The organism is Streptosporangium sp. CA-115845, from assembly GCF_050943795.1.
Taxonomy (GTDB): domain Bacteria; phylum Actinomycetota; class Actinomycetes; order Streptosporangiales; family Streptosporangiaceae; genus Streptosporangium.
The window spans coordinates 6,298,442-6,317,868 of record NZ_CP191988.1 but is presented as its reverse complement, the minus strand read 5'-3'; the positions used below and the strand labels follow the sequence as shown (position 1 = coordinate 6,317,868).

General features: G+C 70.6%; 17 protein-coding genes. 8 read left to right on the top strand and 9 right to left on the bottom strand.

Going from position 1 to position 19,427, the window contains the following annotated elements; genetic code table 11:
* The first annotated feature begins 72 nt into the window (after positions 1-72).
* Together ACQP0P_RS30535 and ACQP0P_RS30530 are read left to right on the top strand one after the other, a co-directional pair.
* Complete coding sequence (locus tag ACQP0P_RS30535; RefSeq protein ID WP_433361024.1) at positions 73-3,030, top strand: endo-1,4-beta-xylanase; 2,958 nt, start codon at positions 73-75, stop codon at positions 3,028-3,030.
* 136 nt (positions 3,031-3,166) lie between these two features.
* A complete protein-coding gene (locus ACQP0P_RS30530) occupies positions 3,167-4,753 on the top strand; it encodes a glycoside hydrolase family 43 protein (RefSeq protein WP_433361021.1) in 1,587 nt (528 codons plus the stop codon).
* A 58-nt stretch (positions 4,754-4,811) separates the two neighbouring features.
* Here the strand turns inward: ACQP0P_RS30530 and ACQP0P_RS30525 are convergent, their stop codons facing one another.
* Positions 4,812-5,477 carry a DUF4142 domain-containing protein gene (locus tag ACQP0P_RS30525; protein WP_433361018.1) on the bottom strand — a complete coding sequence of 222 codons (666 nt, stop codon included), beginning with the start codon at positions 5,475-5,477 and terminating at the stop codon, positions 4,812-4,814.
* Positions 5,478-5,744: 267 nt separating this feature from the next.
* Between ACQP0P_RS30525 and ACQP0P_RS30520 the strand changes: the two genes are divergently transcribed.
* Positions 5,745-6,722 carry a trypsin-like serine peptidase gene (locus ACQP0P_RS30520; RefSeq protein WP_433361015.1) on the top strand — a complete coding sequence of 326 codons (978 nt, stop codon included), beginning with the start codon at positions 5,745-5,747 and terminating at the stop codon, positions 6,720-6,722.
* Positions 6,723-7,018: 296 nt separating this feature from the next.
* On the opposite strand, the gene ACQP0P_RS30515 is transcribed toward ACQP0P_RS30520, so the two are convergent.
* On the bottom strand, positions 7,019-7,993 hold the full coding sequence (locus ACQP0P_RS30515; protein WP_433361012.1) for an aldo/keto reductase: 975 nt from the start codon (positions 7,991-7,993) through the stop codon (positions 7,019-7,021).
* Positions 7,994-8,319: 326 nt separating this feature from the next.
* The gene (locus ACQP0P_RS30510; protein WP_433361009.1) at positions 8,320-8,793 is read right to left on the bottom strand and encodes an Lrp/AsnC family transcriptional regulator; all 474 of its coding nucleotides are present in this window, start codon (positions 8,791-8,793) and stop codon (positions 8,320-8,322) included.
* 191 nt (positions 8,794-8,984) lie between these two features.
* Here ACQP0P_RS30510 and ACQP0P_RS30505 point away from each other — a divergent pair, with 191 nt between their 5' ends.
* The 3 genes from ACQP0P_RS30505 to ACQP0P_RS30495 all read left to right on the top strand — a co-directional run bounded on the left by ACQP0P_RS30505 (position 8,985) and on the right by ACQP0P_RS30495 (position 10,536).
* Complete coding sequence (locus ACQP0P_RS30505; protein WP_433361006.1) at positions 8,985-9,593, top strand: nitroreductase family protein; 609 nt, start codon at positions 8,985-8,987, stop codon at positions 9,591-9,593.
* A gap of 75 nt (positions 9,594-9,668) precedes the next feature.
* Complete coding sequence (locus tag ACQP0P_RS30500) at positions 9,669-9,887, top strand: hypothetical protein (protein ID WP_433361003.1); 219 nt, start codon at positions 9,669-9,671, stop codon at positions 9,885-9,887.
* A gap of 124 nt (positions 9,888-10,011) precedes the next feature.
* Positions 10,012-10,536 carry a hypothetical protein gene (locus ACQP0P_RS30495; protein ID WP_433361000.1) on the top strand — a complete coding sequence of 175 codons (525 nt, stop codon included), beginning with the start codon at positions 10,012-10,014 and terminating at the stop codon, positions 10,534-10,536.
* 132 nt (positions 10,537-10,668) lie between these two features.
* Here the strand turns inward: ACQP0P_RS30495 and ACQP0P_RS30490 are convergent, their stop codons facing one another.
* The 4 genes from ACQP0P_RS30490 to ACQP0P_RS30475 all read right to left on the bottom strand — a co-directional run bounded on the left by ACQP0P_RS30490 (position 10,669) and on the right by ACQP0P_RS30475 (position 15,523).
* Positions 10,669-11,301 carry a DUF4232 domain-containing protein gene (locus ACQP0P_RS30490; protein WP_433360997.1) on the bottom strand — a complete coding sequence of 211 codons (633 nt, stop codon included), beginning with the start codon at positions 11,299-11,301 and terminating at the stop codon, positions 10,669-10,671.
* A gap of 110 nt (positions 11,302-11,411) precedes the next feature.
* Complete coding sequence (locus tag ACQP0P_RS30485) at positions 11,412-13,310, bottom strand: S9 family peptidase (RefSeq protein ID WP_433360994.1); 1,899 nt, start codon at positions 13,308-13,310, stop codon at positions 11,412-11,414.
* Between the two features lie 223 nt (positions 13,311-13,533).
* Entirely contained in the window at positions 13,534-14,223 is a 690-nt protein-coding gene (locus tag ACQP0P_RS30480) for an SDR family NAD(P)-dependent oxidoreductase (protein ID WP_433360991.1), read from the bottom strand.
* A gap of 262 nt (positions 14,224-14,485) precedes the next feature.
* Entirely contained in the window at positions 14,486-15,523 is a 1,038-nt protein-coding gene (locus ACQP0P_RS30475) for an alcohol dehydrogenase catalytic domain-containing protein (protein WP_433360988.1), read from the bottom strand.
* 255 nt (positions 15,524-15,778) lie between these two features.
* Between ACQP0P_RS30475 and ACQP0P_RS30470 the strand changes: the two genes are divergently transcribed.
* Together ACQP0P_RS30470 and ACQP0P_RS30465 are read left to right on the top strand one after the other, a co-directional pair.
* Complete coding sequence (locus tag ACQP0P_RS30470) at positions 15,779-17,215, top strand: glutamate--cysteine ligase (RefSeq protein ID WP_433360985.1); 1,437 nt, start codon at positions 15,779-15,781, stop codon at positions 17,213-17,215.
* 88 nt (positions 17,216-17,303) lie between these two features.
* Entirely contained in the window at positions 17,304-18,350 is a 1,047-nt protein-coding gene (locus ACQP0P_RS30465; RefSeq protein WP_433360982.1) for a hypothetical protein, read from the top strand.
* A 66-nt stretch (positions 18,351-18,416) separates the two neighbouring features.
* Here the strand turns inward: ACQP0P_RS30465 and pcp are convergent, their stop codons facing one another.
* Positions 18,417-19,043 carry a pyroglutamyl-peptidase I gene (gene pcp, locus ACQP0P_RS30460; protein WP_433360979.1) on the bottom strand — a complete coding sequence of 209 codons (627 nt, stop codon included), beginning with the start codon at positions 19,041-19,043 and terminating at the stop codon, positions 18,417-18,419.
* Positions 19,040-19,417, bottom strand: coding sequence for a thiol-disulfide oxidoreductase DCC family protein (locus ACQP0P_RS30455; protein ID WP_433360976.1), 378 nt, complete (start codon positions 19,415-19,417; stop codon positions 19,040-19,042). Before ACQP0P_RS30455 ends, pcp begins: the two co-directional genes overlap by 4 nt.
* Between the last annotated feature and the right edge of the window lie 10 nt (positions 19,418-19,427).

Sequence of the window (19,427 nt, the reverse complement as noted above, 5' to 3'; positions counted from 1 at the left end):
GTACGGCGACGCCCGGCGGATCCGCCGTCCCACCGGCACCCCCCTCCTACCTGACCGAGGAGCCCAGGAGAGATGCGCACCCCCCGGCCGCGAACAGCGGTCCTGGCCCTGTTGTCCCTCGCACTGTCATTCCTGGCAGGCGCGTCAACCGTCCCCGCCGCGCACGCGGCCGCCGCCACCATCGCCACCTACGACTTCGAGTCCGGCACGCAGGGCTGGGAACCCCGGGGCTCCGGAGTCTCGGTCACCGCGACCACGGACTCCGCGCACGGCGGAACCCGGTCCCTGCTCACCGGCGGCCGCAGTGCGACCTGGCACGGAGCGGCCGTGACCCCGCCCTTCGAGAAGGGCGTCAGCTACGAGGTGACCGCGTGGGCGCGGGCCGTCGCCGGTCAGCCGTCCTCGACGGTCGCGCTCACCGTGCAGCGCACCCCGGCAGGTGGCACGACGGTCTACGAGCGGGTCGCGGCGGCCACCGTCACCGACTCCGAGTGGGTCCGGCTGTCCGGCAGCTACACCTACGCGGCCGACTCGGCCCTGTCGCTGTACGCGGAGAGCTCGGGCGAGACCGTCGCCTTCCAGCTCGACGACATCGTGGTCACCGCCGACACCGACCCCACCCGGTCCGGCCTGACCAGTGACTTCGAGACCGGCACCGCGCAGGAGTGGACCGCGCGTGGCGGCGCCACCCTGACTCCGGGAGACGGCTTCGCGCACACCGGGGCCTACGGCCTGGGCGTGACGAACCGGCAGGCCTCCTGGGACGGTCCCGCACGGACCGTCCTCGGCAAGATGGCCAAGGGATCGAAGTACGACCTGTCGGTGTGGGTGCGCACCGGCAGCGCCCAGAGCCTGGGCCTGTCCGTCGAACGGAGACTGGACGGCACCCCCGCCTACGAGCGGGTGGCCGCGCCCAGGGCGTTGGTCGCCGGCGAGTGGACCAGGCTCGCGGGCACCTACACCCTGGCCCACGACGTGGACTTCCTGAGCGTCTACATCGAGTCGGCCGCCGGGACGGAGCCGTTCGCCATCGACGACTTCGAGCTGGCCTACATCGAACCCAAGCCCATCCAGACCGACATCCCCTCGCTGCGGGACAGGCTGCCGTTCACCGTCGGCGCGGCCTTCTACCGGGGCGCCACCCTGGGCGAGCACGCCAAGTTGATCACCAAGCACTACGGGAGCGTCACCCCCGGCAACAGCCTCAAATGGGACGCCACCGAGCCGACCGAGGGTGAGTTCACCTTCGCCGACGGCGACCACCTGGTCGACTGGGCGACCGCCAACGATCTGGAGTTCCGCGGCCACACCCTGGTGTGGCACAGCCAGACCCCCGGCTGGGTGTTCGAGGGCGCCACCAAGGAGATCCTGCTCCGGCGGCTGGAGAACCACATCCGCGCCGTGATGGGCCGCTACAAGGGCAGGATCGGCACCTGGGACGTGGTCAACGAGGTCATCGACGAGAACCGGCCGGACGGGCTGCGCCGCTCCCCGTGGTTCGAGATCGCCGGCCTCGACTACATCAGGACCGCCTTCCGGGTGGCCCGCGCGGTGGACCCGGACGCGACGCTCGTCATCAACGACTACAACACCGAGTTCCCGCGCAAGCGCCGGGCGCTCTACGACCTGGTCAAGAAGCTGCGCGCGGAGGGCGTCCCGATCGACGCGGTCGGCCACCAGCTGCACGTCAACGTCGAGCAGCCGCCCACCTCGTTCATCGAGGACACCATCGAGAAGTTCGCCGAGCTGGGCGTGGAGCAGCAGGTCACCGAGCTGGACGTGAGCGTCTACACCGACTTCGTGACCTCCTACGACACGGTGCCCGCCGAGATCCTGGCCCTGCAGGGCCACCGGTACCGGGAGATCTTCGACGTCTTCCGGCGGCAGGCGGACCACCTGTCGTCGGTGACGATCTGGGGCGTCGCCGACGACGCGACCTGGCTGTCGTCCTTCCCGATCACCCGGACCAACCCGCCGCTGCCGTTCGACGACGAGCTCCAGGCCAAGCCCGCGTACTGGGGCATCGCCGACCCCGGCAGACTGCCCCCGCTGACCCGGAGCCTGACCGCGCCCGCGGGCACGGTCACGGTGGACGGCAAGCGGGACGAGGAGTGGAACCTGTTGCCCGACGCCCCCATCGCCAGGATCGGTGACCTGTCCGCCGGCTGGCAGGCGCGCACCACACCCGCCGGCCTGTACGTACTGGCCGAGGTCAACGATCCGACCGACAACAAGAACGACACGGTCACCCTCACCGTGGGCGGCACGCCGTACCGGATCCAGCGGGGTGGCACGCACGCCCACGGTTTCAGGGCGCACACCAAGAAGACCGCCACCGGCTACCGGGTGGAGGCGCTGCTCCCCTCGGGGACGGCCACCGGTGTCAAGGTCGTCGTGGCCGACGCGGGTGGTCAGGAGATCTCCTGGGCGGGTGAGCTGACTCCCGTCCCGGCGATCAGGACGACCCGCGCGCCGAAGAGGACCCCGGTGGTGGACGGCATCGTGGACGCCGGGTGGAACCAGGCGCCGGAGATCACCACCGGCACCCGGGTCCAGGGCACCTCGGGGGCGACCGCCAAGGTGCGGGCGATGTGGAACTCCGGCACCCTCTACGTGCTGGCCCGCGTCACCGACCCCGAGCTCAGCGAGGAGTCGCCCAACGCCTGGGAGCAGGACTCCGTCGAGATCTTCGTGGACCCGCAGAACAACAAGACCAAGGGCTATGACGATGACGACGGCCAGTACCGGATCAGCTTCACCGGCAGGCAGACCGTCGGCGGCACCTTCGACGCCTTCGCGGTCAAGGAGAACCTGACCGGCGCGGCCACCCGCGTCCCCGGCGGCTACGTGGTCGAGGCGGCGATCAGGCTGCCCACGGTCACCCTGGCCAAGGACGCCCTGCTCGGCTTCGACATCCAGGTCAACGACGCCGTCGGTGCCACCCGCGCGGCCGCCGCGACCTGGAACGACCCGACAGGGCGCGGCTACGTCGACACGTCGAGGTGGGGGGTGCTCCAGCTCGTCAAGTAGGGCGCGTCCCCCCGGGCCGCCGGGCCGCACGCTCCACGGCGTGCGGGCCCGGCGTCCCCCGGTCTCCCGGAGAGGCCGTCCACCCCGGCCAGGAAGTCGCGCGGACGAAGGATCCGCACATGCCAACGGAGGACCCGTGTACGACAACCCCGTCATCCCCGGTTTCCACCCCGATCCCTCGGTATGCCGGGTGGGCGCGGACTACTACCTCGTCACCTCGTCCTTCGAGTGGTTTCCCGGGGTCCCGATCTTCCACAGCCGAGACCTCGTGCACTGGCGGCAGCTCGGTCACGTGCTGGACCGGCCCTCCCAGCTCGACCTGGACGGCGTACGGCCGTCCGGCGGCATCTACGCCCCCACCCTCCGCCACCACGACGGCGTCTTCTACATGATCACGACGCTGATGGACGAGCCGGGCAACTTCCTGGTCACCGCCACCGATCCGGCCGGGCCGTGGAGCGACCCGGTCTGGTTCCCCGACACTCGGGGCTTCGACCCCTCGCTGTTCTTCGACGACGACGGCCGCGCCTGGATGACCGGCACCCGGGAGAAGGCGGCCAGGCGCTATGACGGCGACACCGAGATCTGGCTGCGCGAACTCGACCTCGCCACGCTCAAGCCGGTCGGCGCGGAGCACGTGATCTGGGAGCCGGTGCAGCGCGGCGGCATCTGGTCCGAGGGCCCGCACATCTACCGGATCGGCGCCCACTACTACCTGCTGACCTCCGAGGGGGGAACCGCAGAGGACCACGCGGTCATGGTCGCCCGCTCCGAGCGGGTCACCGGCCCCTACCAGGGCAACCCGCGCAACCCCGTCCTCACCCACCGCCACCTCGGGCTGCGCCACCCCATCACCAGCGTCGGCCACCCCGACCTGGTCCAGAACGCGCAGGGCGAGTGGTGGTCGGTGCTGCTCGCCACCCGTCCCTACGGCAGCCTCCCCGGTGGTCACCCGTCCGGTGACGGTTCCCTGGACGACCAGCCCACGATGGCCGCCGTCCGGGCCGTCAGCGGCTACAACCTGGGCCGCGAGACCTTCCTGACCCGGGTCCGCTGGGAGGACGACTGGCCGGTCTTCGACCAGGTCGAGCCGCGGATGCCGGCCCCCTCGACCCCCGCGCGCCGCTGGCCCGCCGGCCCCGCTTGCGACCACTTCGACACCGCGTACCTCGCGCCCGTCTGGAACCACCTGCGCACGCCCCGCGAGCCGTACTGGAGCCTGGCCGACAGCCGCCTCACCCTGCGCCTGCGCCCCGAGACCCTGCGCGAGCGCGCCGCGCCCAGCCTCCTCGCCCGGCGACAGCGGCACTTGGCCTTCGCGGCCCACACGGCGATTGAGTTCCGTCCGGTGGGAGAGGAGTGCGCCGGTCTGGTGCTGTTCCAGAACGACGATTTCCACATCACGCTCGTCCGCACCGTGCGCGGCCTGGAACTCACCCGCCGCGCCGAGGGCGCCGACACCCTGCTGGCCCGCACGGAGATCCCGCCCGGTCCGCTCTGGCTGGGAGTGGAGGCGTACGGCCAGGACTACCAGGCCCGGTACGCGGTGCGGCCGGGTGAGTGGACCGACCTCGGGGTCCCGGTGGACGGCCGGATCCTCAGCTCCACCGTGGCCGGGGGCTTCACCGGTGCGATGATCGGCCTGTACGCCACCTCCAACGGCCACCCGAGCACCAACACGGCCGCCTTCGACTGGTTCGAGTACCTGCCGCTGCCCTGGTGACCCCGGAGAAGGCGATGGGCCGGTTTCGGGGCTCCGTCCGATCCGGGCACTGCTCGCCTCAGCTCTCCGAGGGACTGGGACTCTCCGGGGTACCCGGACCTTCCGGTTCGCCGGGGCCTTCCGGGCTGCCGGGGCTTTCCGAGGGGCTGGGAGTGGAGGCCCTCTCGGCCTTGAGCAGCAGGTCTATGTGTTCCTGCACGATGGGCTTGGCAACGGTGGCGAGCTTCTTCACCTCGGGTGAGGAACCGTTCTCGATCTCCTGCTCCACGGCGGCCAGGGTCTCGTGGTGGCCGTGGAGCTCCGCGCTGATCCAGGCCCTGTCGAACTCCGCGCCGCTCAGGGCCGACAGCTGGTCGAGTTGCTTGCGTTGCTCCGTGTTGGGCGTGTCGGGGAGTTTGACGCCGAGTTGATCGGCCACCCGGCGGACGGCCTTGTCGAGTTTCTTGTGGTCCTTGACGAAACGCTTTGCCAGCTTGCGGACGGTCTTGGTGACCTTCTGGCCTTGCTGGCCGGCGGTCTTCTCAAGGGCGGCCTTGCTCGACTCGATCTCGGTCAGGTTGGACTGGTGCGCCTGGACGAGGAAGTCCCTGTCCTGCTGGGTGACGGCCTGAGGGGAGGGGGAGTGGGAGGGAGAGGGAGAGGGAGAGGGGGAGACGACGGCACCGGCCGTACCGCCCATCGCGGCCACGGCGACCGCCACCAGGATGATCATCTTTCGAACCATCGGACCCTCCGTTGATCAATCCACGGTCGAAACTACTACCTCTCCCTCATATGCACGTATCTCTGGAGATATAGCGCCACAGGTGGTTAATCATGACAAAAGGTCATGTGTAGTCCTGTCGAGCAGGTGGGGATGATCAGGTCCGGCCGGATGGCTTCGACGGATTCGCCGGCTGCGGGGTAATGCCGGCAGGCGCGCAGCGTCGTAGGCGCAGGGTTTGCAGCCGGTTCCAACCCGGATCCCAGTGGTGATCGTTATCACCGTGGCATGAGAAATATTCGCATGCTCCTGGGCACGTTACTCGTCGCCGGGACACTCGCCGCGCTCCCGGCCCCCGCGAACGCGAGCGACGAGCCGACCACGGTCGACAGCGTACAACTCGACACACCGGAATCGATTCGCGCCTCCTGGACCCCGGAACGCATGGCGCGAGCCAAGCCGAAGGACATCGTCCACCACGCGGCCCAGGGGGCGCCCGTCCAGCCGGTCGAGGCGGCCGGCCGGGAGGTGACCGTGGCCGGCGCCGCGCCCGCCCGGCCGCCGGCGTCCTCCTCGATCGGCTCGCTGGGGTTCTTCGCCACCCCGACGGTCGGCAAGATCTTCGGCGTCGACTCGGAGGGCCGCGATTTCAGCTGCTCGGCCGCCGCGGTACCGGGTCCGGCGCGCAACGTCATCACCACCGCCGCCCACTGCGTCCACGACGGCCCCGGCCTCGGCTGGGCCCGGCAGCTGACCTACATGCCGTACTACAACAATCAGCCCGACCCGTGGTACGGCTCGTGGACGGTCGCCTGGATGCACGTCTACCAGGGCTGGAGCCAGCAAGGAAACGACGCCTACGACTACGCCTTCGCCAGCGTCTGGCCGCGCGGCGACGGCGCCGTGCTCGGTGACGTCACGGGTTTCAACGGTATGTCGTTCAACCGCTCCTCCAGCTTCTCCGGTTCTCTATGGGGCTATCCGAGCATCGCGCCGAGTTGGGGCGGCTGGCAGTACAACTGCAGCGACACCATTCTGGTCAACTTCCTCGTGCAATCCAGCGTGGACGACTGCCCGCAGATCTCCCAGCACGGCGCCAGCGGCGGACCATGGATGTACGACTACCAGAACGAGCGCATGTGGGGCTACGTCACGACGGTGACCAGCGAGGGCGAAATCGGGGGAACGGTCTACGGTCCTTACTTCGGTAACAACGCCAAACGGCTCTGGGAGATCGCCGGCGAGCGCGGAGCCAACCAGGGCTGAGGCCCGGTGCCTGAACGTCCAGAGTGAGCTTGTTCCGCTTTGACGGACATCGTTGGTGTGGTGGTCAGGTCGCTGCGGCGGCCTCGTGGTCGGCAGGGCGGCTGCGCAGGTGGTGCAGGTTGTACCGGCTCTCGATGAACTCGAGGACTGCGCAGCCAGGCCATCCAGAAGCGGCCGATGACGATGCCGCGACGCGGGAGGACGACCTGGCCACCGAGCCGCTTCCGGCCGGCACCCAGCCGGACAGGGTTATGAACCGCTGGTCGCCTCGCCGTGGTGAGCTCGCGGAGGTGACATCACATCCGGACCGCGCGAGGACGGTACGGCTCGGCGAGGAAGGCGAGCTCCTTCTCGCTCAGGACCAGGTCCACCGCGGCGACCGCGTCGTCCACGTGCCTGTTCTTGGTCGCGCCCACGATCGGCGCCGACAGGCCGGGCTGGTGGAGCAGCCAGGAGAGCGCCACCTGGGCGGGAGGGACCTCGCGCTCCCCGGCCAGCTGGGCGACCCGCTCCAGGATCAGCCGGTCGTTGTCGGCGTCGTCATAGAGGGCCTCGATACGCGGGTCGCTGCCCGCGCGGGTGGTGGCCTCCTCGGCTCCGGCGCGGGCGAGCAGCCCCCGGGCCAGCGGGCTCCACGGGATCAGGCCCACCCCCTGGTCGCGGCAGAGCGGGTTCATCTCCCGCTCCTCCTCGCGGTAGAGAAGATTGTAATGATTCTGCATTGATACGAACTTTGTCCATCCGTGCACCTCGGCGACGTGCTGGGCCTTGGCGAACTGCCAGGCGTACATGCTGGAGGCGCCGATGTAGCGGGCCTTGCCCGCGCGGACCACGTCGTGCAGGGCCTCCATGGTCTCCTCGATCGGGGTGTCCGGGTCCCAGCGGTGGATCTGGTAGAGGTCCACGTGGTCGGTGCCCAGCCGGCGCAGCGAGGCGTCGATCGAGGACAGGATGTGCTTGCGCGACAGGCCGCGGTCGTTGACCCCCTCGCTCATCGGCAGGCACACCTTGGTGGCGAGCACGTAGTCGTCCCGGCTGGGGAAGATCCTGCTCAGCAGGCGGCCGGTGACCTCCTCGCTGTCACCGAGCGAGTAGACGTCGGCGGTGTCGAAGAACGTCACCCCTGCCTCGACCGCCCGGCGCACGATCGGCTCGGCGGCGGTCTCGTCGAGCACCCACTCGCCCCACTTGGCGGGATCGCCGTAACTCATCATGCCGAGGCAGACCCTCGACACCTTCATACCGGTGGACCCCAGGCGCACGTACTCCATCTCAAACCTCCGGATCTTCATAACCTTGGGCCCCACCTTACGACCGCCGACTCCGGTCACTCCTCACCCGGATGCTCCTCGACCCACCCGATTCCGTCGTGTTGTGCCCCCTCGTAAGGGGGAGGAGGATTTCAAATCCTGTGGGATGAGATCACCCGCCTTACCGGGTTGCGACCCCTGGTAAGGACGATGAGGACGCCGAGCCGGAGCCGATGTCGCGACGCGGGTGAGAGGGCACGCTCAGGACGGGCCGGTCGACGGCGTGCACGTTGCCGCGGTCCGACGTGTTCCGCCGCCCGCCGGGGCCGCTCCGCCGGTGTGTTTCTTCAGCGGCCGTCGGCCAGTGGCTGGACCCGGTGGGGGACCACGGTGGACAGGGCGATCACCGTGCTGCTCCGCCGCACTCCGGGGATGGCCAGGGCCTGGTCGATGACCTGCTGGATGTGCTCGTGGTCGCGTCCGGCGATGCGGCACCAGACGTCGCCGGGGCCGGTGACGATGTGCGCTTCGAGGACTTCGGGGATCGCGGTGAGGGCGCTGGAGATGCCGGCGCGGGAGGCCTGCTCCACCTCAAGGGTGGTGAAGGCCTGCACCGGATAGCCGAGGGCGTGCGGAGACAGGTTGGGGCCGAAGTCGGTGATCACGCCGTCGGCGATCATCCGGTCCAGGCGGGCCTGGACGGTGCCCCGGGCGACGCCGAGGAGGCGGGCGATCTCCAGCAGGCCGGTCCGGGGGCGCTCCCTGATCAGCTGGAGCACCTTACGGTCGAGCTCGTCCAGGCCGTTCCGCCGAGCTGCCAATCTGTCCACCTCCGGGGTGCGGGGCGTGCCCGGTACTGACAATCTGCCAGTGAATCGGCCGCTGTGTTGCCCTGCTTATAACCATAATTCAGACTACGCCTGCATATATGTCAACCATGGAGGCGATCGTGGCACGGGAACATTCCCATCCATTCATTCCGTACCGGCCCGTACGTTATCCCGAGGCCGAGATGGTGACGCGGGGCCGGGAGTTCTACGAACATATGGACCTGCGCCGGAGTGTGCGCTTCTTCAGCGACGAACCGGTGCCGCGCGAGTGCGTCGAGCTGGCCGTCAGGACGGCGAACACCGCACCCTCGGGAGCCCATCAGCAGCCGTGGAAGTTCGTCGTGATCGGCGACCCGGAGACCAGGAGGCGGATCAGGGAGGCGGCCGAGATCGAGGAGCGGCAGAACTACGAGGGCGGGCGGCTGACCCCGGAGTGGCGTACGGCCCTGGCCCACCTGGAGACCGGCTCCGACAAGGGCTACCTCGAAACGGTGCCGTGGCTGGTGGTCTGTTTCGCGGAGAAGTACGGCGTACGCCCCGACGGCACCAGGGTCAAGCACTACTACGTCAACGAGAGCGTCGGCATCGCCTGCGGGTTCTTCATCGCGGCCCTGCACACGATGGGTCTGTCCACGCTCACCCACACTCCGAATCCGATGGCGTTCCTGACCGGCATCTGCGGACGGCCGGGCAACGAGCGGCCCTACATCCTGTTCCCGATCGGCTACGCCGCCGCCGACGCCGAGGTTCCCGACCTGGTCCGCAAACCCTTGTCCGAGGCCATGGGCTGACCCGGGCGTCACGGAGCGCACGCCGAATATCCAACGAACCCGTCTCCTACCCGCACTGATTCGGAAGTAGGGGCGGTGCTCAACCGGAGGCGCCCATGTAGCGGGCCTGAGTGGTACGCGGGAGACACCGGGACGGGCGGGTTCGGCAACGGCGGTCGGCGGATCTACGTGGCGCCCGCGCCGGGCCTCGCGGTCGCCGTCACCGCAGGCCGGTACGACAGGCCCGATCAGGACCGCCCCGGTCGTGCTCGACGAGGCGATGACGAGGCGATCCTGCCGGGGATCGAGAGCTGAGGCACGCTCACCGCTCCTGCGGGGCGGACACCAAGAAAGTCACAAGTCCGCCGTCCTACATTGCGGCCAACAGCCTGCCCGGCGGACGTGAGCCGCCCCCGGCGTGGTCCTGGCCATGCCCGTGGTGAACCGTTCGCTGATCAGCACGCGGATCGCCAACTCGATGGTGCGGCAGCTCTGCGAGTCGCTCTGCCCGTCCCGGTTCTTCCTCATCGTCCGGCCGAGCCAGTATGACCACCTCCTCGATCGGTACGCGAAGCGGGACTTCGTGGTGCGCGGTGAGGTCGGCTCGGGCGACGACGCGGCCTTCCGCGGCCCCGACGTGGTCCGCCGCATGCTCGAGACCTACGACCGTGACCACGCCGCCGACCGGACGATCCTCAACGACCTCCCTGAGCGCGCCGCGGAGTTCGGCTTCCAGCCCGTCCGGAGCTTTTCCACCACGCTTCGCCACGCGATGGACGCCGAGCCGGGATTCGGTCCCGACGAGATCCGGCTCGGCAGGGAGGAGGCGTGGAGCCTGCTCTCCTTCGTGAGGTCGCAGCGCGGTATCGAGGAGAGCTTCCTGGAGGCGCGCGACCACTACTTCAGCGTGGAATGTGAGATCGGGGTGGACATCAAGACCCAGGTCTACCGGAGATGTCCCTAGACCTGCCGCCGTCCCCGGCGGTGACGCCGGCCGCTTCGACAGGCCGCCGGTTCCCTCCGTCCGAAGGCCCGGCGGCCGGATCAAAGGCCGGGGCCGGGAAGCGACACCGGTTCCCGGACCCGTCGCGAGGGCCTACAGGCGTGTCCCGGCGGCCATCGGGGTGACGTCAAGGCGGCCGTCGTCGCAGACGGTCGCCTTGAACGGAATCTCCAGGTGCGCCACCTCGTCCGGCGGGATGATCATCAGCCGTGCGGACGCCGGGCATGATCGGCTCCCGCCGGGCACCTGGCTCCAGTGCAGCCTGGCGTGCGCGCTCGCTCCGGGCCGCAGGGTGATCCGCCGGGGCTGGACGCTCTCCCTGCGCGTCCTGGTACGCATCGCGTCGCCGCTGCCGTCGATCATGATCAGGCCGACGAAGCCGTACACCCAGCAGGTCCTGGCGGAGGTGTTGGTGAACACCAGCGGCGCGTAACGCTGTCCCGCTCCGGCGTCCACCCTGCCGACGCGCGCCGCGAGCGCCTCGGTGCGGCAGCGCCCGGCGGCGGTGCCGCTGCCCGCCACCCGCAGGCCCGCGGCCTGGGCGGCGACGGCGGGGCGCGCGGGGGCGGAGTCTGGAGACGCGGGGGAGAAGCCCGCGGGAGCGCTGCCGGCAGCCGGGGCGGCGCCCCGGGGGCGGGAGGCGGGCGGGGCGCACGCGGTCGCGGCCGCCAGCATGGCCAGCGCCGAGGTGGCGGCGAGCAGTCCGGCGCCGATGGAATGTCTCATGGTCCGTTGGACGCGCACCGCGCCCGCTTTGTTGTCGTACCGGGCATTCGACACGGGAGGAACGGCGCGGCGGAAATCCCCGGCGTCTCATCGCCGGGGAGCAGGTCCGGTCAGGACAGGTGGCGAGACCACCACTCCAGCACCGCCTCGAAGCGCTGCAGGCGGTGCTTCGGGCGCCCGCCGCGGCTGAGCTCGTGTCCCTCACCGGGGAAGAGCAGGAACTCGGCGGGGGTGCCGTTGCGGCGCAGCGCGACGAACATCCGCTGTGCCTGCTCGACCGGGCAGCGGATGTCCTCCTCGGAGTGGACCACGGCGAACGGCAGTGTGATCCGATCGGCGTGGTAGAGCGGGCTCATCGCGCGCTGCGTCTCGATGTCGGGACCGCAGTAGGCCTCGGCGAAGAACCAGCCGATGTCGGAGGAGCCGGTGAAGGAGTCCCAGGCGTTGACCGCACGCTCGCTCCAGGCGGCCCTGAACCGGTCCCCGTGCCGGGCGGCCAGCCAGCTCGTCATGAAGCCGCCGTAGGAGCCGCCCATCACGCCCACCCGTCCGGCGTCGCACTCGGGTCGATCCAGCGCGGCGTCGAGCAGGGCCAGCACGTCGTCGGCGTCCACGGTGCCCAGCGCGCCGATCACCGACCGGCCGTGCGCCTGTCCGTATCCGGAGGAGCCGCGCGGGTTCGGCAGGACCACCGCGTACCCGGCGCCCGCGTAGACCTGGGTCTCGTCCAGGAAGGCCCATCCGTGCTGGTGGAACGGGCCGCCGTGCACGTTCAGCAGGACGGGATGCGGGCCTTCGCCCTCGGGCAGGGCCAGCCAGCCGTGGACCGGGTAGCCGTCGGCGGAGACGGCGGTGATCTCCAGCAGCGGGCTGATCCCGGCGAGGGCGCCGGAGAAGTCCGTCAGCGGCCCGTCCGGGGTGACCACCTCGCCGGGGCTCGCGGGGGTGGACACCACCGCGACCACCTGCTCGCCGCAGGAGGTGAAGGACCTGACGCCCGCCCGCTCGCCCAGGATCGGGACGAGCTTCTCCAGCGGCGTGTCGAGGGCGCCGGAGGGGACCAGCCGCAGCTCGACCGCGCCGCGCACCCGCACCGCGACCAGGACGCCGTCCCGCAGCGGTACGGGAGGCAGTGGCTCGCAGTCCACCGACTCCTCCTCGGTCAGCCGGGTCCCGGTCCCGATCGCCGTCTCGCCGGCGATCCACAGTGGCGCGCGGTAGAGGCCGGTGTTGCGGGCCACCGCGTCGAGTCCGGAGAACTCCGTGCCGAGGTAGAGCACCTCCCCGCCGGGCAGGGCGACGGGATGCTCGGCGGAGCCGTCGCTGCGCACCGCGAGGATCGGGGCGCCCCCGCCGGCCGGGACGGCGTACACGTCCGTGTGCAGGCTCTCACCGTCGAGGTCGCGGGGGGCTGAGACCAGCACGTGCTCGCCGTCCGGTGTCCAGCAGGGGGACTCGACGTCGTAGGGTCCCTCGGTCAGTCGTACTGGCACCGGGACGTCCGCGAGGGCGTTGACCACGAACAGGCTCTGCCGCCGGTCGAAGGTGAAGCCGATTCCCTCGGTCCGGTGGCGGAGCCCGGTGATCCGGCGCGGCGCCTCGGCCTCGGCGCCCACGCCCTCCTCGGTGCCGTACCGGCCCGGCTCGGCGACCCGGGCGACGAACGCGATCCGGCGCGAGTCCGGTGCCCAGACCGGGACGCCCGTGCCCAGCGGCAGGTCGGTGACCGGCCGGCCCTCACCGCCGCCGGTGGGCATCACGTGCAGTTGCGGGCTGCCGTCGCCGGCACGCAGGAAGGCGACCCAGGCGCCGTCGGGGGAGATGCGCGGCGCGCTGTCGCGGTCGCCGAAGGTGAACCGGACGGGCGGGCCGTCCTGCGGCACCCGCCACAGGTTCCCGGAGTAGGCGTCGGCCTCCAGATCGGGCCGGGCCACGTCGACGAGAAGGAGATCGCCGTGGAGGGTGACGCTGCCGGGTACGTTGAGCAGGGCGAGATCTTCTGGACGCATGGTTGCCGACGCTATCACCGTCTTAATCGTTTATATGAGCATTTAAAGCTCTGTGGCCGCCCCGTTTTGGCTGGTCGTCGCGCTGTGCCCTGTTCTTCGGGGTTTCATCAGGCCTCATTGAATGAAAGGACAGGCCGGCTATTGATGGTGTGCCGCTTTTGCCGGAGACAGCCGGGGAGAGCACCGATCTGCGCTCTCCCCGGCTGTCGCCATCGGGGTCCGTCTACCAGGGGATGGGGCCCTCCTGCGAGCTGAACGTGCCGGTCGGGCCGTCGCCGCCGAGAGTCGCCATCCGTACGGCCACCGCCGCGCCCTCGGCCGCCGTACGGGTTCCGGTGTGGCCGGTCAGGTCGGTGGCGCAGTGGCCGGGATCGACGGCGTTGACCAGGATTCCGGACCCGCGCAGCTCGTTGGCGTAGAGCACGGTGAGCGCGTTGAGCGCGCTCTTGGCCGAGTTGTAGGCCAGCATCGGCCACGCGACGTTGAGGTCGTCTCCGGTGGAGGTGAGGCCGACCGAGGCCAGCCGGGTCGTCATGTTGACGATCCTGGCCTCGCCGGACGCCCGCAGCAGCGGGATCATCGCGTGGGTGACGGTGACGACCCCGAAGACGCCCACCTCGTAGGTGACCCGCATGTGCTCGACGGTCACCTCCGCCGGGGCCACGCCGAAGTCACCACAGGTCGCGGCATTGTTGACCAGTACGTCCAGCCGCCCGAACCCCTCACCGACGATCTTGGCCGCGCTCGCGGCCGCCGCCGGGTCGGTGACGTCGAGCAGTACGGGACGGGTGCCCTCGGGAGCGTGGCTCTCGTCACGGACCCCGGCGAACACGGTCATCCCGCGCTCGGCAAGCTGCCGGGCGATCTCCCGGCCGATGCCCCGCCCGGCCCCGGTGACCAGTGCGATCTTCACAGGTTCTCCTTCTGTTGAGTGCGCACAGTCTGGGGGTGGCCTCTTGGAAGTAACCTGTGGATCAGTTGTGGCGCGCCGGGCCGCCGCGAGCCGGTTCAACGGCGCACGGGACGTGGCCGCCGGGTGCGCCCGTCGGGCTCCGTGCTCATGACCTGCCGATCTCCGACCGGACTCTCAGCCGGTGGAAGGCGAAGCCGGCACCGCCGCTGTTTTGGTCGACAAAAACTGAAACGTGTTCTCTTTTGGTTCGCGGCCCGCGCCGTCAGCGCAGGGATGGAATGATCATCGTGACGCCGGGGACGGATCCGATCGAGGCGAGCGCGCCTCCCGCCTCCTGGAGGCCGATGGAGCGGGTGACCAGTGCGTCCGGGTGGAGGGTGCCGTCGGCGACGGCCGCCAGCATCGCCGGGTAGGCGTGTGCGGCCATGCCGTGGCTGCCGAGAAGTTCGAGCTCGTAGCCGATCACCCGGCCCATCGGGAGCGCGGTGAGCCCCGGCAGCAGGCCGATCTGGACGTGGCGTCCCCGGCGGCGCAGGCTCTCGATCGACGCCGTGCATGTCCCGGGGCTGCCGAGCGCGTCGATGGAGACGTGGGCGCCCCCCGAGGTGAGCTCCATGATCCGGGCGGGGACATCGGCCTCGGCCGGGGCGGCATTGACGCAGGCGGTGGCGCCGAACGCGCCGGCCATCTCCAGGGCGCCCGCGGAGACGTCCACGGCGATCACCCTGGCCCCGGCCGCAGCCGCGATCATGATGGCGGACAGGCCCACACCGCCGCAGCCGTGCACGGCCGTCCACTCGCCGGGCCGCACCTGGCCCACGGCGTTCACGGCCCGGTAGGCGGTGGCGAAGCGGCAGCCCAGGCTCGCGGCGGTGCCGAAGCTCATCTCCTCGGGGAGCCGCACCAGGTTCACGTCCGCGTGATCGATCGCCACGTACTCGGCGAAGGAACCCCAGTGGGTGAACCCCGGCTGGGTCTGACGCTCGCAGACCTGCTGCTCGCCGGCCGCGCACGCCGCGCAGGAACCGCAGGCGCAGACGAACGGGACGGTCACCCGGTCGCCGGGCCGCCACGAGTCGACGCCCGCGCCCACCGCCTCGACCACCCCGGCAAGCTCGTGCCCGGGCACGTGGGGCAGGACCCGGATGTCCGGGTCGTGGCCCTGCCAGCCGTGCCAGTCGCTCCGGCAGAGCCCGGTGGCCTCCACCCGGATCACCGCTCCGCCGGGCGGGGGCTCGGGGGCGGGCACCTCCCGAACCTCAAGATCGGTTCCAAAGTCGTCGAAGACCACCGCTCGCACCCGCGCACACTCTCTTCCGGCTACCGGCCGCCGCCTTTCGGCTCCACTCGAACCTGACACTACTCAATTCGGTCCCGGCCCCCGTTCCCTTCTCGGTGCCCGCGAGGCATCGTGGGAAGTCAGAGGAGACGCGGCAAGGGGCCCCGGACGTGCCGCGCGCCCTCGTTCACGGAGGGCTGTGACGAAAGCCCTGATTAGAAGGCGCAAGCTGGGAGAGAGGGAGGGAGCACGAGGACCAACTGATCGGACGGTGTGATGGGGCAGAAAGTCGACAAGGACCGTTACTCCGAGGTGGAGTTCATCCGCTTCGGGGAGAGATTGGCGGAGCAGCTCGGCACTCTCCGCGAGGTGCTCGCGCGGCCCGGTTTCGGGGCCGGTCCCGTGACGATCGGGGCTGAACTGGAGATGTTCCTCATAACGCCCGACGGCCGCCCGCTGCCCCGCAACCAGGAGGTGCAGGCGGTCGCCGCCGACGATCGGCTCACGCTGGAGCTGGGCAGGTTCAACCTGGAGGCCAACCTGACCCCGCTGCCGATCGCCGGGCGGCCGTTCACCGCCATGATGCGCGAGATGCGGGAGATCATGGCCGTGGTGGACACGGCGGCCGAGACGCAGGGCGGGCAGGTCGTGGTGATCGGGATCCTGCCCTCACTGAGCGAGTTCGACTTCACCCACGAGGCGCTGAGCGGTGAGGGACGCTACCGAGCGCTGGCCAGGGGCATGCGGCGGCTGCGCACGGAGCCGTTCCGGGTGCGCATCGAGGGGGTCGAACTGCTGGAGCTGGAGGTCAAGGGGGTGATCCTGGAGAGCGCCAACACCTCCTGGCAGGTTCATCTCCGCACGCCTCCCGCCGACTTCGCCCGCGTCTACAACGCCGCCCAGCTGGCCATCGGCCCGGTCCTCGCGGTCAGTGGCAACTCACCGGCCTTCCTGGGCAGGCAGCTCTGGGAGGAGACGAGGATCGCGCTGTTCGAGGAGGCCGCCGACGACCGGGACGTCGAGCGGCTCGACCGCAGGGTCCGGCGGGTGGCGTTCGGCTCCGGCTGGGCGCGGAGCGCCGAGGGACTGTTCGAGGCATGCGTCCGCGACTACGAACCGGTGCTGCCGATGAGCTCGGCACCGGAGGAGGTGCCCGCGGGCGGTGTCCCGAAGCTGGCCGAGCTCCGGCTCCACCAGGGCACCGTGTGGCTGTGGAACCGGCCGGTCTACGACCCGGTCGGCGGCGGCCACCTTCGGGTGGAGATGCGCGCTCTGCCCGCGGGGCCGAGCGCGGCGGACATGGCGGCCAACAGCGCGTTCCTGCTTGGGCTGACCGCGGCCCTGGCCCTCCAGCCGGTGGAGGAGTTCCCCTTCGCCGGGGCCTACCGCAACTTCTACCGAGGCGCGATCCACGGCCTGGACGCGCCGCTGAGCTGGCCCGGCCTGAGCGAGGAGGTCCCGGCCTGGCGGCTCGCCCTGGACCTGCTGCCGGTCGCCGAGACCGGTCTCGGCAAGATGGGCGTGGAGCCGGGCGAGATCCGGTGGGCGCTGGACATCGTGCGGGAACGCGTCACGCGCCGCCGTACCGGTGCGATCTGGCAGCGGAAGGCGCTGGCGGGCATGGGGGGCGACCAGGCGGCGCGGGCGCGCCTGGTGAGCCGGTACCGGGAACTGTCACGGACCGGGGAGCCCGTTCATACCTGGCCCTTTTAACTACAAAAGGGATTTGAGTAAAGGCATACTCATGAACTCCGTATCTTGATCCGCCGATCCTGGCGGGACCGGACAAGGAGACCCCCACATGAGTCAGATGAAGGCCGCACCGGCGGAGCCGTTCGGGTTGAAACGGGACGCCGGCGGCCTCGCGGCCGGGATCAAGGTCCTGGAGAAGGAACTTCAACGGGTCTCCCTCGACACCGTGCTGGCCAAGGCCAATCGCGTCGCGGCCAGAAAGGGATCGACCGGTGCCGGGGCGTTCGCCACGATGACTCCCAAACCCGTTGACTGGTACTGCTTCGACGCGGACGACAACGTCACCAGGGAGTGGTACCCCCAGGGCCTGACCTCCGCCTCCGACGCCGGGATCGGCGGGAACACGTTCGTGGTGAGCTGGTACCACTCGCCGACGTCGGGGGCCGAGCGGGGCGTGCGCCTGACCTTCCTGAACGCCGCGAGGCTCCGCTACCGGCACGTCCTGCTGGTGCGGGTCGCCGCGGACGGGAACATCGCACCGATCAACATCCACGCGGGCGGCGTCGCCTGGTACGGCGGCCTGCTGTACGTCGCCGACACCACGCGGGGCCTGCGGGTGTTCGACACCCGGCAGATCTTCGAGGTCAACGGGGACGGCACGGCCGAGATCGGCAGGAAGGGCGGCAGATACGAGGCGTTCGGCTACCGGTACGTGATGCCGCAGACCGACGCCTGGACCACCACCGGCGGCACGGTGCGTTTCTCCTACACCGCCGTCGACCGCAGCACCACCCCCCACACCCTGATCTGTGGCGAGTACGTCGACACGGCGGGCACGGTCGGACGGGTGGCCCGCTGGTCGCTGACCGCGCAGGGGGCACTGAACGCCCCCGCCGGCGGCGTCGTCCAGGCCGTGGACGCCTACGCGCTCCCGGTGAGCAAGATCCAGGGCGCGCTCTCCTACAACGGCACCTGGTATCTCAGCCAGACCGCGGGCGCCGCGGGGAACGGCACCCTGGTCGTGGTCGGCGACACGGTGCGCAGACGGCCCTACCCGGTGGGGCCTGAGGACCTCACCTGCGTCCGCGACAAGAAGACGCTGTGGAGCGTGACCGAGTTCGCGGGCCGCCGGGTGGTGTACGGCGTGCCGCTCTGACCGGCGGGCCGCCTTTCCCCAGAACGGGGACGAAGGGAGCGGGCGGCCCCGACGCGGGGCGCCCGGTCAGTGCAGGGAGCCACCGACCAGGCGGAGATCACCGCCCAGCGAGACGGAGACGGCGGTGGTCACGATCGCCGTGAGCGCCTGGGCGGACACCGAGACGGGCATGGAGGGCCTGGCCTCGCCAAGGACCTGCCCGGGGCTGTACGGCAGGTGCACGAAACCTCCGCGGACCCCCGGCCGCTCGGTGGCGATCAGGTGCATCAGGCCGTAGAAGAGGTGGTTGCACAGGAACGTGCCGGCGCTCTGCGAGACGCTCGCGGGCACCCCGACCGCCCGCGCCGCCGCCACGCACGCCTTCACCGGCAGCGTGGCGAAGTAGGCGGCAGGACCGCCACGTACCACCGGCTCGTCGATCGGCTGCCGCCCGGCGCTGTCCGGGACGCACGCGTCGTCGAGGTTGACGGCCACCCGCTCCACGGTCACGTCCGGCCGCCCTCCGGCCTGCCCGACGCACACGACCACCGCCGGATCGTGCTCGGCCACCGCCGCGCGCAACTGCTCGAGCATCTCGCCGAACCGGCAGGGGAGCAGCGCGGTCCGCACCCCGGGCACCAGGGCGATCGCCTCCCACGACGGGTTGCCGCCGCCGTCGAGCGGCTCGAACCCGGTGAGCAGGACGCCCTTCATCGGCGGTCCGGAGGCAGGGCGCAGGCGGGGGTACCGCCGGGCAGGCGGTGCCGGTTGCCGGCGATCAGGCGGTAGAGCCCCTGGGCCGCCCAGCGCAACGGCGGGACCCGCAGCGCGAACCCCAGCGGGCTCCACGGGAGACCGGCGGCGATCAACAGCCTGGCCACCGCCTGCGCTCCGCCGTGCACACCGCCGTCCTGGACCCAGAGCACCTCGCGCTCGGCCCGTTCGCGTGTCACGCCCAGCGCCGGAAGGTCGGTGAACTGCCAGGGGACGACCAGGGCGCGAACCCCGATGCGGTGCTCGGCGAACCTGACGCTCGTCGTGCAGAAACCACAGTCGCCGTCGAAGATCAGTACAGGTCGTCCCGTCATGCACCCGACA